Raw genomic sequence first — 13,781 nt, 5'->3', positions numbered from 1 at the left:
TGTGACCTCACAAACCACATATCGAATAGGATATTGGAACCTTGTGGCCTGCCGGAGACGATGTCAAGATCCCGGACCCGAGATTCTTGATGAAGTTAACTAACCCCTGGCGCGGCCGACCGACGTCAGGGCAGGACGACCAGTTTTCCGGTGGCTTGGTTGGATTCCATGTAGGTGTGGGCGGCGACGATGTCGTCGAGGTGGAAGACCTGGTCGATGTTGGGGCGGTAGGTGCCTGCCTCGATCTCGCGGACGATCCGCTGGAGCGCCGGAGCGCCCGCGCTGCCCTTGAGGGTGTCGCTGTGGAAGGCGGTCAGCCGGGTGCCGGACGGGATCATCGCGATCGGTTCGAAGTCCTGGATCAGCCAGCCGCTGAGTGAGCCCGCGACACAGACGGTTCCGCCACGGCGTACGACCTGCAGTGAGTCCGCCACGGTGCTCGCGCCCACCAACTCCAGCACATACTCCGGACCTTCGGGCCAGGGCAGGCCCGTCGCCGTCGACCCGTCGGCGTCGATCAGCACGTGGTCGACACCGGCCGCCCTCAGCGCGTCGGCCTTGTCGGGACGCCGGGTCGTCGCTGCGACCTCCATCCCGTAGCCGGACGCGATCGACGCAGCCGCCATCCCCACCGACGAGGTCCCACCACGGATCAGCAACTTTCCCTGGCCACCTGACCCGATGCCCAGCGCCTCCAGCGCGCCGAACGCAGTCAGGTAGGTCTCCGGCAGCGCGGCCAGCACCTCCCACGGCAACGAAGTACTGATCGGCATCAGCAGCGCGTTGGGCAACAACGCGTACTGCGCATAGCCGCCGTCGAACGCACGGCCCATCTCACCCATCACCGCCGCGACCGTCGTCCCCTCCGGCAACGCGGGGTCGGTCGAGGACGCGACGACTCCCACACACTCGATTCCCAGCACCCGCGGAAACGTCACGCTCGGCGAATGACCCTGCCGTGTCCTCAACTCCGACCGGTTCAGCCCCACTCCCTTCACCTGCACCAGACTCCAGCCGTCCCGCACCTTCGGCACGGGCAGTTCACGGATCTCCAGGACTTCCGGGCCGCCCGCTCTGACACAGACCGCCGCTCGCATCGTCGTACTCATGTCTTCACTCTCGCGAGCGCGCCGTCTGACCGGCCACCGGTAAACTGCCAACTTATGCTCGTAGGCCGCCAAGCTCCCCGCTCGTCCCAGCTCTGGGCTTCCGGCGGAATGCACCTGTGGACCTCCGGTGGCACGAGCTCGGCGCACTCACATCGTCGCGGCCATCTCGTGTACGCGGCGAGCGGCGTGCTGACAGTGCACACGGAGCGCGGTACGTCGATCGTTCCGGCCAGCCGGGTCGGCTGGACGCCGGCCGGGTTCACGCACTACCACCGGGCGCACGGCGAGACGGAGATGCGAATCCTCTTCCTGCCGGCGTCGCTGGCCCGGCGGATCCTGGATCGCCCGGCCGTGTTCACGGTGTCCCCGCTCGCCCGTGAACTCCTGCTCGCACTGACCGGCCCGCGCAACTACGACCCCGGCAAACCGCCGTACGACCGGGCCGCGACCGCTCGCCTCAGCCGAGCTCTCGTCGACGAACTGCCCGAAGCACAAGAGCAACCGTTGCAACTCCCGGAGCCGCAGGACGATCGTCTACAAGCTCTCGCCCGCTTGCTGTACGACGACCCGTCGACCAACACCTCACTGGCCGAACTCGGCCAGAAGATCGGAGCCAGCGGCCGCACGCTCAGCCGCCTCCTGCACGACGAACTCGGGATGACCTTCTACGAGTGGCGCACCCAACTCCGCATCTACCACGCCCTCATCCTCCTTGCCCACGGCCACGACACCACGTACGTCGCGCATGCCTGCGGCTGGTCCAACCCCAGCAGCTTCATCACCGCCTTCACCACCCTCCTCGGCACCACCCCCGGCCGCTACCGGGCCCAGGGCCAGCTCAGAGGAACGCGCGAAGCAGACGCCGGCAGCGAACCGGGTCCTCGGTGAGATCGCCCTGGGCAGGCTAGCGGTCGACGGACCAGGGGGTGTCCGAGGTGTCGGCGGGGATGTCCGAGATTTCGGCGGGGGCGGCGGGTTCGCCGGCGGACAGGTAGGTGCAGATGCAGGCTTTGTTGCCGTCCTGGTCGGCGATGACGGTGAAGGACGGCGCCTGGGTGTCGTCGACGACGATGCCGCCGGCGGCGACGGCCGCGGCGATGCGGGACTCGGCGATCTCCGGCGGGACCCAGATGTCGAGGTGGAAGCGCTGCCGGGGCGTCTCGTGCTCGTCGGTCTGCTGGAACCACAGGATCGGTACCCTGCCGGTCGCATCGCGGATGTCGGTGCCGATCGTGCCGCGCCCTTGCGCCTCGGTGCTTCCGGTCAGCAGCGCCGCCCACACCGGCGCGATCGCCGCGGCCTGCGCGGTGTCGATCGCCAGCTCCACCACGGTGACCGCGCTCGGCGTCGCCACAATCCCTTGCTCAGCAGCGATTTCGGTGATCCGTCGCGCGAGCTCGACGTCCTTGCCGGTCACCCATTCGACGACGTGCTCACTGCCTTCGCCGTCGCGGTAGACCGCGTCCTCGCTGATCAGCTTGAGGTCGACGAACCCGTCCCCCATCGTCACCCGCGGATGATGCCCGAGCGCGTCGCCGGCCTGCCCGACGGCGGCGACGAACCGCACTCCCTCGCCGAACCCGTCCACTACGTACCGCGCATGGAACCCCTGCCCGAGTTTCCGCCAGTCCTTGAGGTCGGCCGCCTCGATCTGCTCAGTCGTCAGCATGTCCATGACCGCGACGATAGCCCTCGTTCCGGACGATCGCCGTCGGAAATTCGTCCACCGGCCGGTCATCCGGAGTCCAGGTTTGCCCCGAATGCCGACGGGGTACAGCGAGCGCGGTGGCCGGGGTCGAGCAGCTCACCTCCGGAAGAGCCGCTCGCCACCCCGGCCATCCCGCAGCTGTCAGTCCAGGCAGAACTCGTTGCCTTCCGGGTCGGTCATCACGATGAAGCCGAGGCTCATCGGCGGCGCCGGCTCGCTGCGCCGGACCCGCGTCGCTCCCAGCGCGACCAGCCGGGCGCATTCGGCTTCCAGCGTCGCCATCCGCTCGTCGCCTTCGAGTCCCGGCGCGGCCCGGACATCGAGGTGCACCCGGTTCTTGGCGACCTTGTCCTCCGGCACCTGCTGGAAGAAGAAACGAGGACCTCGCTTGTCGGGATCCTCCAACGCCGAGGCGGTGTTGCGCTCGCTCTCCGGCACGCCGGCCCGCTCGAGGAATTCGTCCCAGGCCGCCAGCGGATCGGCGCCCTCGGGCAGGTCGACCCCGGGCGGCCCCGGGTGGACATAGCCCAGCACGTCCCGCCAGAAGATCGACAACGCGGCCGGGTCGTGGGCATCGAAGGTGACCTGGATTTCACGGCTCATCGGTTCGCTCCGCTCGTAGCTGTCTTCATAGCTTCACCCTGACACCTCAAGCGGACAGAATCGGTCCGCTAGTTCTGGCAGGCTGGACCTCATGGAAGACGAGCTCGGTACGACGGAGCGCGTACTGACCCTGCTCGGGCTGCTCCAGCAGCGCCAGGTCTGGACGGGGCCCGAGCTGGCCGCACGCCTCGGGGTCACGCCACGCACCGTACGACGTGATGTCGAGCGACTCCGCACTCTCGGCTACCAGGTGCACGCCAGCCAGGGCGTCGGCTACCAACTGGGTCCCGGGCAGGACCTGCCGCCGCTGCTCCTCGACGACGAGGAGGCGATCGCCACGGCTGTCTCGCTGCTCGCCGGTGCGGGTGGCGGCGTGGCGAGCGCGAGTGACGCCGCCGTACGGGCGTTGACCAAGCTCGACCGGGTGCTGCCGACCCGGTTGCAGCACGAGGTGCGTGCTCTCGCCGGCTCGGTGGAGTCCTTCGGCGGGGGCCGCGCGCCGGTCGACGCCGAGGTGATCATGACGCTGGCCAGGGCGTGTCGCGACCAGGTCGAGGCCGGCTTCGACTACCCGTCCGGGAACGAGGTACGCCGACGCCGGGTCGAGCCCTATCGCCTGGTCTCCTCCGACCGGCGCTGGTACCTGTTCGCCTACGACCTCGACCGCGACGACTGGCGGAACTTCCGCGTCGACCGGATGACCGAGGTGGCCGCGCGGACCTGGCGATTCCGGCCGCGCCCGGCGCCGGACGCCGCGTCGTACGTGCAGGAAGCCGTGTCGAGCCGGGTCTACCCACACCAGGCCCGCTTCCTCGTGCACGCGTCGGCTGAGACCGTCCGCGCGCAGCTCCCGGCGGCCGCCGCCGTTGTGCGACCGCGTGACGGCGAGCGCTGCGAAGTACTGAGTGGCGGGGGCAGTCTCGACTTCGTGCTGATGCACATGGTCCTGCTGGGGCACCCCTTCGAAGTACTCGATCCGCCCGAGCTGACGGACCGCTGTCGCGTCCTGGCGGAGCGACTGCAGGCAGCGGCACGAAGTACCTGAGGTGTTTTCGGACCCTCCGGCTGGGCACTTGGGACGCGTCCGACAGTGGAGGAGCTGACCACGATGACGGTGAAACTCAACAAGGCCGCCTTCGACCACGCCAAGAGCCTGGCCCGCAAGAACCAGACGGTGATGGACGAGCGCGACGACTGGAGCGAGCACGCGCCGAGCGCCGACGACGAGAACGCGTACGTCGACAAGCACGGCTGGAGCGAGTACGGCAAGTGGTACCTCGGGGTCGACACCGAGGCAAGCGAGGAGACCAAGGGGCGCTACAAGTTCCCGTACGGCGACTTCCGTCGCGTGCACCGCTGCGGCGTGATCAGCGCCGAGTCGCGCGCCGCCCAGAACGACTACGAGGACATCACCAAGGCGGTCGCCGAACTCCACGAACTCCTCGACGGCGACCACGCCTGAGGCCCCCCGCGTAGCTGTTCTGCTACTCCGCGTAGCAGATCATCCGTGGACTGAGCCGGCGTCCGTGTCCGCGCCCGCCTTCGGCGTGGGCTTGGCATGATGTGCCCATGACTCAGTCCCCCCGGGTGGCTGCCGAGCAGGCACCCCTCGATGCAGCCGATCAGGCCGACGGCCAGCAGGTCGCCGACACGTTCGCACGGCTGGCGATCGAGCTGCACGACGCCGACGGCCTGGTGGAGACTGTCGAAGCGGTTGCCCAGTTCGCGCTGCAGGCGCTGAACTGCTCGTACGCCGGCATCGTGCTGAACGTCCGTGGCCGTCGCCCAGAGGTTGCCGCTGTCACCGATCCGGTCGTCGCCGAGGCGTACGAGATGCAGATCTCCAGTGACAACGGGCCACTGGTGACCTCGCTGCGGGAGCGGACGACCGTGCTGATCCCTGACACGAGTACCGAGCAGCGCTGGCCGGAATGGGCGGCCAAGGTCGCGGCGCTCGGAGTACGCAGCGTCCTCGACGTACCGCTGCTGACGGGCGGCACGCGGCCGCAGACCGTCGGCGTACTCGGGCTCTACAGTCCCGAGCCGGACGCGTTCGGTGCCGACGACGAGGCGATCGCCCACATCCTCGCCCGGCACGCCTCGGTCGCTGTCGCCACCGCGCGGCACGAGGTCTCGATGGCGCAGGCGGTGGACGCCCGCAAACTCGTCGGCCAGGCGATGGGCATCCTGATGGAGCGCTTCGACGTCGACGGCGACCGCGCGTTCGCGATCCTCAAGCGCTACTCGCAGGACACCAACACGAAGTTGCGCGACGTCGCCCAGCAGCTGATCGACACCCGCAAACTCCCGGCGGACGGCACGCACGCGGGGAACACCGAGCCGCGGCCGCCGGCCTGAAACCGGCCGGGCTGGGTACGGGGAGAAGCACTCAGCCGATCGAAGGAGGACCATGCCCAAGGTTCCGGCACTGGACGAATTGCAGCAGCGACGGAGCGAGAAGTGGTTCGGCTACGGCGACGGGGTGATCGCCGCGACCGTGGCGGAGATGGACTTCGAGCTGGCGGAGCCGATCGCCGCGGTCCTGCACGACGCGGTTTCGCGCAGCGACCTCGGCTACACGGCCGGAGTACCGGCTTCGCTGGGTGAGGCGTTCGCCGGGTTCGCGCGGCGACGGCTGGACTGGCAGGTCGATCCGGATCAGCTCGCCCTCGTGCCCGACGTGATGCTCGGCCTCATCGAGCTGTGCCGGATCGTCGCGCCGGGCGGCTCGGTCGGCTTCGCATCCGCCGCCTATCCCCCGTTCCTGCTGCAGTTGCCGCCGGCCGGTTTCTCGCTGGTGCCGATCCCGTTGGCCGCGGACGGGTCCTTCGATCTCGACAGGCTCGTCGCGCAGCTGCGGGACGGCCTCGATGTGTTGATCCTTGCCAACCCGCACAATCCGACCGGCCGGGTGCTGCCGCGCGAGGAACTGGAGCAGATCGCCGACCTCTGCGCGCAGTACGGCGCCTGGGTGTTTGCCGACGAGATCCACGCGCCGCTGGTCCTTCCGGGCGGCGCCAAGCATGTGCCCTGGCTGGAGGTGTCGGACGCTGCCCGGTCCTGCGGGATCTCGCTGACCTCGGCGTCCAAGGCCTTCAACCTGGCCGGGCTGAAGGCCGCGATGATGGTCACCGCCTCGGATCGCGCACAGGACGTCGTACGCCGATCGTCGATCGCCTCCGAACAGGCCGGCCTGCTCGGCGTGCTCGCGGCCGAGGTCGCGTTCTCGCAGTGCGACGACTGGCTCGACGACGTCCTGCGCCAACTCGACCGGAACCGCACCGTCATCGACACGGGGCTTCCGGCCGGAGTCTCGTGGACTCCCCCGCAAGCCACGTACGTCGGTTGGCTCGACTTCGCCGGTGCGCTCGACGAGGACCCGGCTCGCTTCCTGCTCTCGAAGGCCGGCGTCGCGCTCAGCCCGGGCACCAGCTACGACCCGGCGGCGACCACCTTCGCCCGGCTGAACTTCGGCACCAGCGAGGAGCTCGTCACCGAGATGCTCAACCGGATCGCCACGGGTCTCGGCTAACCCTCAGGGTAGAAGAGAAACAACGTGCAGCCCTCGGCCGACTGTGGGACATGGGACGAGCCGGCCGGGGCGTGGATGAACGAACCAGTGGGGTAGTCGCGGATCCCGTCGTTGAAGACGCCTTCGACGACGAACACCTCCTCCGGTCCCGGCTCGTGGACGTCGATGCCCTCCCAGCAGGAGCCGGGTTCCATTTGCAGCAGGTGCGCCGACGCGACCTCGCCCTTCCAGAGGGTCCGCAGTTTGATACCGGGGAACACCTCACGGCTCGGTACGTCGTCGGCCACCGCCCATTCGAAGTTCTGCATGTCGTCCATCCTGGAACGCTGCCGTGTCGCTTCCCAGTGTCTGAATAGTCCCGATCCGGTACTTTTCTGCCATGGTCGTGCATCGAGTAGTGGCCCTGGTGACGGCGCCCCAGTCCAGCTTCGAGCTGGGCTGTGTCGCCGCCGTCTTCCGTGACGAGCGCTATTCGTTCAGCGTGTGCACCGAACAGCCTGGCGCCGTTGCGACCCTTGAAGGTTTCGACATGGTGGTGCCGACAGGCCTGCGAAGACTGGAGCGCGCGGACACCATCGTCGTACCGGGCTGGTTGCCGCTCGATCGCGAGCCCTCCCCCGCCGTACTGCGTGCTCTGCGCCGGGCGCATCGGCGGGGCGCCCGCCTCGTCAGCATCTGTTCGGGTGCGGCCGCACTGGCTGCGACCGGGCTGCTCGACGGGCGCCGGATCACCACCCACTGGCGGTACGCCGACGAGCTGCAGCGCCGCTTCCCGGCCGTGCAGGTGGACCCGGATGTGCTCTACATCGACCACGGCGACATCGCGACCAGCGGCGGCTCCGGCACCGGGATCGACCTTTGCCTGCAGCTGATCCGTGCCGACCACGGCGCCGCGTACGCCGCCCGGATCGCGCGCCGGATGGTGATGCCGCCACACCGCGAAGGCGGCCAAGTCCAGTACCGCGCCGAAGCCGCCGTAGTACCGAACGAATCTCTCGGCGAACTCCTCGACTGGGCGACCGATCACCTTGCCGAACCGATCACGGTGGACGATCTCGCCGCCCGGATCAATGTCTCGCCACGAACCCTCGCTCGCCGCTTCGCCGAGCAGCTCGGGACGGCTCCGGGCCAATGGCTGCTCGCCCAGCGCATCGCCAGAACCCGTGTCCTGCTTGAGGAAACCGACCTGCCGATCGAGACCATCGCCACCCGGGTCGGCCTGTCCTCGGCCACCAACCTCCGCCGCCGCTTCCAGTCCGCCGTACGAACCACGCCGAGCGCCTACCGCCGCGCCTTCAGAGCGCAGCGTAGAACTCAGCCAGCTTAGCTACCGCCGGCGTGACGTACTCGTCCTTGTCGTACAGGTCGACGTGGCTCGCACCCTCGATCCAGAACAGCTCCTTCGGACCGTGTGCTCGCTGGAACGCCTCGACGGCCATCCACGCGGTGACGGCTTCGCGGCCGACGATCATCAACAACGGCCTCGGTGTGATCAGATCGGCCGCACGGAAGGCATCGAAGGTGGCGATCCGGTCGACGCTGCTCCACGGCATCGCCTTCGCCGATCGCGGATGCATGCCCCGCGGGCTGCTGTAGTACTCCCAGCCCTCGAAGACATGCGGTCCGCCCCGGCGCGCATCCTGCTCGGTCGCCGGGAAGAGGTCGAAGGTCTGCGGCTCCTTGCCCTGCGCTTCCGCGGTACGGGCTTGTGCTGCCGCGTCGAGCATGCTCTGCAGCACCGCCGGATCTTGGTTGCCATCGGCACCGAACCGGAACTGCCGGGCGATGTCGACACCGCTCACCGTCGCGAGCGCCTTGATCCGATGGTCGGTACCGGCGGCCGCGAGACCGTAGCCGCCGGAGGCGCAGATGCCCAGTACGCCGATCCGCTCCGGGTCAACCTGATCGCGCGTGGTCAAGAACGACACCGCCGCCTTGAGGTCCTCGACCCGCTGCGCCGGATCCTCCAGTCCCCGCGGCTCCCCTTCGCTCTCGCCCTGGTACGCGGCGTCGAAGGCGAGGGTGACGAGACCCTCGGCGGCCAGCCTGGCGGCGTACAGGCCCGCTGCTTGCTCCTTCACGCCGGTGCCCGGATGCCCGACCACGACCGCGGGCCCAGGTACACCCGTGTGCTGGTCGGGGACATAGAGGTGGCCGGCGATTTGCAGGCCGTTGCTCGGGAATGTGACATCAATTCTCATTGCGGCTCCTTGAACTCGGTGGCCACTCCACGGTCGCCGTCGTCGCGGGTGCGTTCCAGGGAGGGTTCTGCCTAGGCAAGCCAGTACCAGGCATTTCTCGCGGATCATGGGGACACTGGTGTCATGAATCAGCTCGGCGACTTCCTTCGGGCGCGTCGCGCCGCGGTCGATCCTCAGCAGGTGGGTATACCGGACGACGGCCGGCTGCGCCGCGTTCCCGGACTGCGCCGCGAGGAACTGGCCCAGCTCGCGCACGTGAGTGTCGACTACGTCGTGCGGCTGGAGCAGGGCCGGAGCCGACGGGTCTCCCGCCCGGTTCTGGATGCCCTCGCCGACGCGCTGGGGTTGGAGGCCGACGAGCGCGACTACCTGTTCGCCGCGGCGGACGTCGTACCAGGTGCTGCCGCACGCCAGCCGGCGCGGGCCGCGGTGTCGCCGCAGTTGCGGCAGCTGCTGGACACCATGCACGACGTACCGGCCATGGTGCTGAGTCGCACGATGGACGTTCTTGCCTGGAACGGCGGGGCCGCGGCACTGCTGATCGATTTCGAGCAGGTCGCGCCGCCACGACGCAACCTGATCTGGCTCACCTTCCTCGACAAGGACTTCAGGGCTCTGTACGCCGATTGGCCGCGCGCCGCGCGCGAGTGCGTCGCGGTACTGCGAATGGAGGCGGGCCGCAAACCCGATGACACCGCGTTGCACGCGCTGATCGACGAGCTGCAGGCCGGGGATGCCGACTTCCGCAACTGGTGGGCGACCCACCAGGTCCGCGGACCGCACCAGCTGACCAAGACCTATGTCCATCCGGTCGTCGGGGAGCTGACTCTCGAGGTCCAGCAGTTCACGGTCGACACCCATCCGGAGCAGTTCCTGATCGCCTACACGGCAGCGGCCGATTCCCAGTCGTCCGAAGGTCTTCGTTTCCTGCTGCAGTGGTCGGTTTCGAGGGCGCCGGCTGACGCTGGTACGTCGTACGATCCCTCGGTATGAGCATCGAGATTCGGCCGGCTTCGGTCTTCGAAGACGTGCGGGCGGTGATCGGGCCGAAGTCTCCGACCGCGACGGTGTGCTGGTGTCTAAGCCATCGGATCCCGTCCAAGCTGAACAACTCGCTGCACGGACCGGCTAGGGGTGAGTTCGTCGCCGAACTGTGCCGGGCGAAGCTCGCGCCGGGAGTGCTCGCCTACGACGGCGAGACCCCGGTTGGCTGGGCCGGTGTCGCGCCTCGCGCCGATACCACCTACGCCCGCAATCGCAGGATCCCCTACGTCGACGACCTACCGGTGTGGTCGTTGTGGTGCATCCGCGTCCGACCCGGCCACCGCGGCCAGGGCATCTCGCACCACCTCATCACCGGTGCGGTCGAGTTCGCCCGCGCCCACCAGGCACCGGCGATCGAGGCCTACCCTCTCGACAACGGCGACGCCAAGGTCGACCTCACGATGGCCTACGCCGGCCTCCGCAAGAACTTCGAACAGGCGGGCTTCACCAAGGCCGCCGACACCACTTCCACCCTGGCAGGCCACCCCCGGATCCTCATGCGCCTCGCCCTCAACTGACGAGCGCCTTCGCGTAGCACCGGGTCAGGGGCTGATCGACGTACTTACCCCAGGACGCAGTACGCACATAACCACTCGACTCGTACAACGCGATCGCCTCGGGCTGCAGTTCCCCGGTCGCCAACCGCAGTACCGGATGCCCACTCCCCCGCGCCAGGTCCTCCAACCCGGCCAACAGCGCCCGCGCATACCCACGCCCCCGCGCCGCCGGCACCACATACATCCGCTTGAGCTCACCATCCCCGGCATGCTCACTCTCATCCCCGAAGACCTGCACCGCCCCACACCCCACTGCCACCCCACCCTCCCCCAACACCACGAGAAACCGAGCCCCCTCCTTCACCCGCGACCGCCCCTCACCCCCATACCGCCCCACCAACTCCGCAAACGCCCCCTCCAGCAACTCACCCAGCTCCCGATCCCCCAGCAACCGCTCTTCACACTCGCCTCCACGCACCATTCACTTCCTCCTCATCACGCGGGGAAACGGCATGCTAGTAGCGCGAGTCCCGCTTGAGTGGCACCAGGATGACTTCGTCGTCCGACACCCACTCAACGCGCGCCTGGCCGACACGCTCGGCGTACCGGAGCGCACGTCGTACGTGGTCTTCGGAGGCCAGCGTGCGACTGGCCAACTCGGCGACGCTCTGCTCGGGCCGGGACCACAAGACGACAGAGATGAGATCCGCGGCGTACCCGGTGTACTGCTGCGCCAGCTGAGTCGCCTCGAGCACCTCCACCAACTTGGCGGGAAGTCGGAGGACCTCCTGCGCCGGCCGCGGTCGCTCGACGCCGACGTACCGAGTGCCTTCGAACCTCAGCAGCCCGAGCGCAACAGCCAGCGGTAGTACGTCGCGCCTGATGGTGGGCTCCGGAACACCTACCTGGGCGGCGATTTCGGCCAGGCTCGGATGGCCCGGGGTGGTGTAGGTCGACAACGGCTGATCGAGCCACTGGTCACCTCGGTAGTGGTCGATCGCCCACTGGCGCAGCTCGTCCATCGTCAAACCGTTCTCGCCACCGGCCCACAGCACCACGTTCGGAATCTCGAGCACCTGGAAGTCGAGCAGCGACCTCCAGCCCGGGTCGAGCGGCCGGACCGCTGGTCTGCGTCGCCGGATCCACTGCGGCGGCTCAGCCGGTTCGCGGACCTGCCAGAAGTCCAACTGCCAGAGTTCGGTCGGCTCCTGGTGCTCTTCGGCTTCCTCGTCGTCCATGTCCGGCATCGGTCCGACAGTTCGCGGCAGCGGGCGATGAGCCACCCGCAGGCGGTACAACCCCGGCTCGCCGAGACGTAGCTGCTCCAGGCCGCTGGAAGTTGTCAGCAACGACAGTTCGACGGCACCGGACAGGCTGCCGTACGGTACTTCGACCAGCTCTGCCCAGTCGTCGTCGTCAGCGGGCCGGTCGGCTTGCAGCCGTAGGCGTACCACGCACGGCCCGTCTCCTCCGCTCGCGTAGAGCCAACCCTGCCCCGTTCGCACGATCGTGCCGCACGGGTGCGCGTCGATCGCGGACCGCTCGTCCGCACCGAACCCGCCGCCTGCATCGCGTACGACGAGAACGCCGTCCTCCGGTGTGTAGTGATCGTTCTCGAACTGCCTCACGATCGTCATCCAGGCACCGTACTGAGTGGTTTCAGGGGAGGTTGCGGGTGGTGCTGTTGGGGAGGCCCCAGGTGAGGATGCGGGTGGGGTGGATTCGGATGATCTCGCGGCTGAAGCCGGGCATCGGTGGGTCGACGTCGGTCAGCGCCTCGGCGCGGCCGCGGAACTCGATGCCGCGGACCTGCCAGCCGTGCTCGGTGGAGAGGTCGTCCACGACCAGGCTGACCTGGGCGGCGAGCTGGACGTTGCGGAACTTCCGGCTGGCACCCATACCGTGTCCACCGATATCGAGGTAGCCCCCCGCCGCGTTGACGAAGTACCCGACGGGATTGTTCTGGAGCGTCCCGTCAGGCGCCTGCGTGGCCAGCCGGCCGAGTTTCTGCTTAGCCAGATAGGCGAGTTCCGATGCGGTGAAGATGCTCATGGCGACAGCCTGCAACCTGAACTGAAGTTGAGGTCAAGCACGGTCGAGCCGGTGCAACCGGAGGGTGAGGTCGTACGTCGTACCGGGCGTCCTGATCGGGTTTGGTCGAGATGGGGTGGCTGGTGGTTTCGGTGTGATCTGGTGAGTGCTGGATTTGACGATCGCCAACCGGCTGTGAGGCCGGGCTCTTGTGGAGGTGGAGATGGGTAGCAGGATCAGCAGGCGGCAGGCGCTCAGGCTCGGAGGTGGAGCGCTGGCCGGGGTCGCGGTGGCCGGGGCGGTGGGCGAGAGTGCCGTTGCGGCCGGTGAGTGGGTGCGGCTCCCGGTGATCACGGCGAACATCGGGCGGAAGAACCTCGGCGCCCGGGATGCCGCGATCCAGGCCGTGCGCAACGGTGACGGGACCAGGCCGTTCGTCGGCTGGCAGGAGATCAGCGAGGGCGACACGGGGGAGCCGGCGATGATCGCGCAGCACTTCGGGCCGTCGTACAACAACTTGTTCCTCAACGATCCGAGCTCGTTCCGCGTACCGATCTCGGTGCCGGCGCCGTGGACGGTCGTCAACTACAACTCGGTCTTCGTGCACGGCGTCGTCCCCGGGGAATCGCCGCCTCGCTGGATCAACGAGGTCGCCGTCCAGTACGGCACGAACTCGGCGCTCAAGTTCGTGCTGATCAACACGCACTACATGCACGATGCCTACAACGGCACGCAGAACCCGAACCTGCGCCAGTACTGGGATCTGCACAAGAAGACCCACCGCGAACGCGTGATGAACTACCACGACCGCGGTACGGCGGTGATCTGGACGGCGGACACCAACAACCCGAACTACGACCAGGCGACCGGCCAGCCGAACGAGGGCAAGGTCTTCGGCAGTGGCATCGACCGCATCGACTGGCTGCCGGGCGACGGCACGGTCCAGCTCGAGCTGCTCAACTCGAAGATCATTCCGCTCAACGTCGACAGCCACGACGCCCACGAGGCAATCTTCCGCATCCGCCTCGCCTGAGCTCATTGCGGCAGCACGCGGTG

General features: G+C 68.2%; 17 protein-coding genes. 9 read left to right on the top strand and 8 right to left on the bottom strand.

What is annotated here, in order from left to right; all coding sequences use genetic code 11:
• Positions 1-125: 125 nt before the first annotated feature.
• Positions 126-1,109: a zinc-binding dehydrogenase gene (locus tag DIZ26_RS05820; protein WP_112238451.1), complete on the bottom strand. Its 984-nt coding sequence runs from the start codon at positions 1,107-1,109 to the stop codon at positions 126-128.
• 54 nt (positions 1,110-1,163) lie between these two features.
• Between DIZ26_RS05820 and DIZ26_RS05815 the strand changes: the two genes are divergently transcribed.
• On the top strand, positions 1,164-1,997 hold the full coding sequence (locus DIZ26_RS05815) for an AraC family transcriptional regulator (protein WP_232828158.1): 834 nt from the start codon (positions 1,164-1,166) through the stop codon (positions 1,995-1,997).
• Between the two features lie 16 nt (positions 1,998-2,013).
• Here the strand turns inward: DIZ26_RS05815 and DIZ26_RS05810 are convergent, their stop codons facing one another.
• Positions 2,014-2,784: a VOC family protein gene (locus tag DIZ26_RS05810; RefSeq protein WP_112238447.1), complete on the bottom strand. Its 771-nt coding sequence runs from the start codon at positions 2,782-2,784 to the stop codon at positions 2,014-2,016.
• A gap of 174 nt (positions 2,785-2,958) precedes the next feature.
• Positions 2,959-3,420, bottom strand: a complete 462-nt coding sequence (locus DIZ26_RS05805) for a VOC family protein (protein WP_112238445.1) — start codon at positions 3,418-3,420, stop codon at positions 2,959-2,961.
• A 91-nt stretch (positions 3,421-3,511) separates the two neighbouring features.
• Here DIZ26_RS05805 and DIZ26_RS05800 point away from each other — a divergent pair, with 91 nt between their 5' ends.
• From DIZ26_RS05800 to DIZ26_RS05785, 4 genes are all read left to right on the top strand, one after another.
• Entirely contained in the window at positions 3,512-4,465 is a 954-nt protein-coding gene (locus DIZ26_RS05800; protein WP_112238443.1) for a helix-turn-helix transcriptional regulator, read from the top strand.
• Between the two features lie 63 nt (positions 4,466-4,528).
• Positions 4,529-4,882 (top strand): hypothetical protein, encoded by a 354-nt coding sequence (locus tag DIZ26_RS05795; protein WP_112238626.1) that lies wholly within the window; start codon positions 4,529-4,531, stop codon positions 4,880-4,882.
• Between the two features lie 107 nt (positions 4,883-4,989).
• Positions 4,990-5,778: a GAF and ANTAR domain-containing protein gene (locus DIZ26_RS05790; protein WP_112238441.1), complete on the top strand. Its 789-nt coding sequence runs from the start codon at positions 4,990-4,992 to the stop codon at positions 5,776-5,778.
• A 52-nt stretch (positions 5,779-5,830) separates the two neighbouring features.
• Positions 5,831-6,952 (top strand): MalY/PatB family protein, encoded by a 1,122-nt coding sequence (locus DIZ26_RS05785; protein WP_112238439.1) that lies wholly within the window; start codon positions 5,831-5,833, stop codon positions 6,950-6,952.
• Here DIZ26_RS05785 and DIZ26_RS05780 read toward each other — a convergent pair.
• Positions 6,949-7,269 carry a cupin domain-containing protein gene (locus tag DIZ26_RS05780; protein WP_198675913.1) on the bottom strand — a complete coding sequence of 107 codons (321 nt, stop codon included), beginning with the start codon at positions 7,267-7,269 and terminating at the stop codon, positions 6,949-6,951. The genes DIZ26_RS05785 and DIZ26_RS05780 overlap by 4 nt on opposite strands.
• 62 nt (positions 7,270-7,331) lie before the next feature.
• Here DIZ26_RS05780 and DIZ26_RS05775 point away from each other — a divergent pair, with 62 nt between their 5' ends.
• On the top strand, positions 7,332-8,279 hold the full coding sequence (locus DIZ26_RS05775; RefSeq protein ID WP_112238435.1) for a helix-turn-helix domain-containing protein: 948 nt from the start codon (positions 7,332-7,334) through the stop codon (positions 8,277-8,279).
• On the opposite strand, the gene DIZ26_RS05770 is transcribed toward DIZ26_RS05775, so the two are convergent.
• Complete coding sequence (locus DIZ26_RS05770) at positions 8,248-9,153, bottom strand: alpha/beta hydrolase (RefSeq protein WP_112238433.1); 906 nt, start codon at positions 9,151-9,153, stop codon at positions 8,248-8,250. The genes DIZ26_RS05775 and DIZ26_RS05770 overlap by 32 nt on opposite strands.
• Positions 9,154-9,276: 123 nt before the next feature.
• Here DIZ26_RS05770 and DIZ26_RS05765 point away from each other — a divergent pair, with 123 nt between their 5' ends.
• Together DIZ26_RS05765 and DIZ26_RS05760 are read left to right on the top strand one after the other, a co-directional pair.
• The gene (locus DIZ26_RS05765) at positions 9,277-10,146 is read left to right on the top strand and encodes a helix-turn-helix transcriptional regulator (RefSeq protein ID WP_112238431.1); all 870 of its coding nucleotides are present in this window, start codon (positions 9,277-9,279) and stop codon (positions 10,144-10,146) included.
• Entirely contained in the window at positions 10,143-10,715 is a 573-nt protein-coding gene (locus DIZ26_RS05760) for a GNAT family N-acetyltransferase (protein WP_112238429.1), read from the top strand. Before DIZ26_RS05765 ends, DIZ26_RS05760 begins: the two co-directional genes overlap by 4 nt.
• Here DIZ26_RS05760 and DIZ26_RS05755 read toward each other — a convergent pair.
• The 3 genes from DIZ26_RS05755 to DIZ26_RS05745 are packed head-to-tail and all read right to left on the bottom strand — an operon-like array spanning position 10,708 to position 12,746.
• Complete coding sequence (locus tag DIZ26_RS05755; protein WP_112238427.1) at positions 10,708-11,175, bottom strand: GNAT family N-acetyltransferase; 468 nt, start codon at positions 11,173-11,175, stop codon at positions 10,708-10,710. The two genes, DIZ26_RS05760 and DIZ26_RS05755, sit on opposite strands and share 8 nt — an antisense overlap.
• 34 nt (positions 11,176-11,209) lie before the next feature.
• A complete protein-coding gene (locus DIZ26_RS05750) occupies positions 11,210-12,331 on the bottom strand; it encodes a DUF6042 family protein (protein WP_112238426.1) in 1,122 nt (373 codons plus the stop codon).
• A 22-nt stretch (positions 12,332-12,353) separates the two neighbouring features.
• Entirely contained in the window at positions 12,354-12,746 is a 393-nt protein-coding gene (locus tag DIZ26_RS05745; RefSeq protein ID WP_112238424.1) for a PPOX class F420-dependent oxidoreductase, read from the bottom strand.
• A gap of 202 nt (positions 12,747-12,948) precedes the next feature.
• On the opposite strand from DIZ26_RS05745, the gene DIZ26_RS05740 reads away from it, so the two are divergent.
• The gene (locus DIZ26_RS05740) at positions 12,949-13,758 is read left to right on the top strand and encodes a hypothetical protein (RefSeq protein WP_112238422.1); all 810 of its coding nucleotides are present in this window, start codon (positions 12,949-12,951) and stop codon (positions 13,756-13,758) included.
• The last annotated feature ends 23 nt before the right edge of the window (positions 13,759-13,781 follow it).

It is taken from the genome of Kribbella monticola (assembly GCF_003261635.1).
Lineage (GTDB): Bacteria > Actinomycetota > Actinomycetes > Propionibacteriales > Kribbellaceae > Kribbella > Kribbella monticola.
Note: the sequence above shows the minus strand (reverse complement) of the source record. Positions and strands in the feature narration are given on the sequence as shown.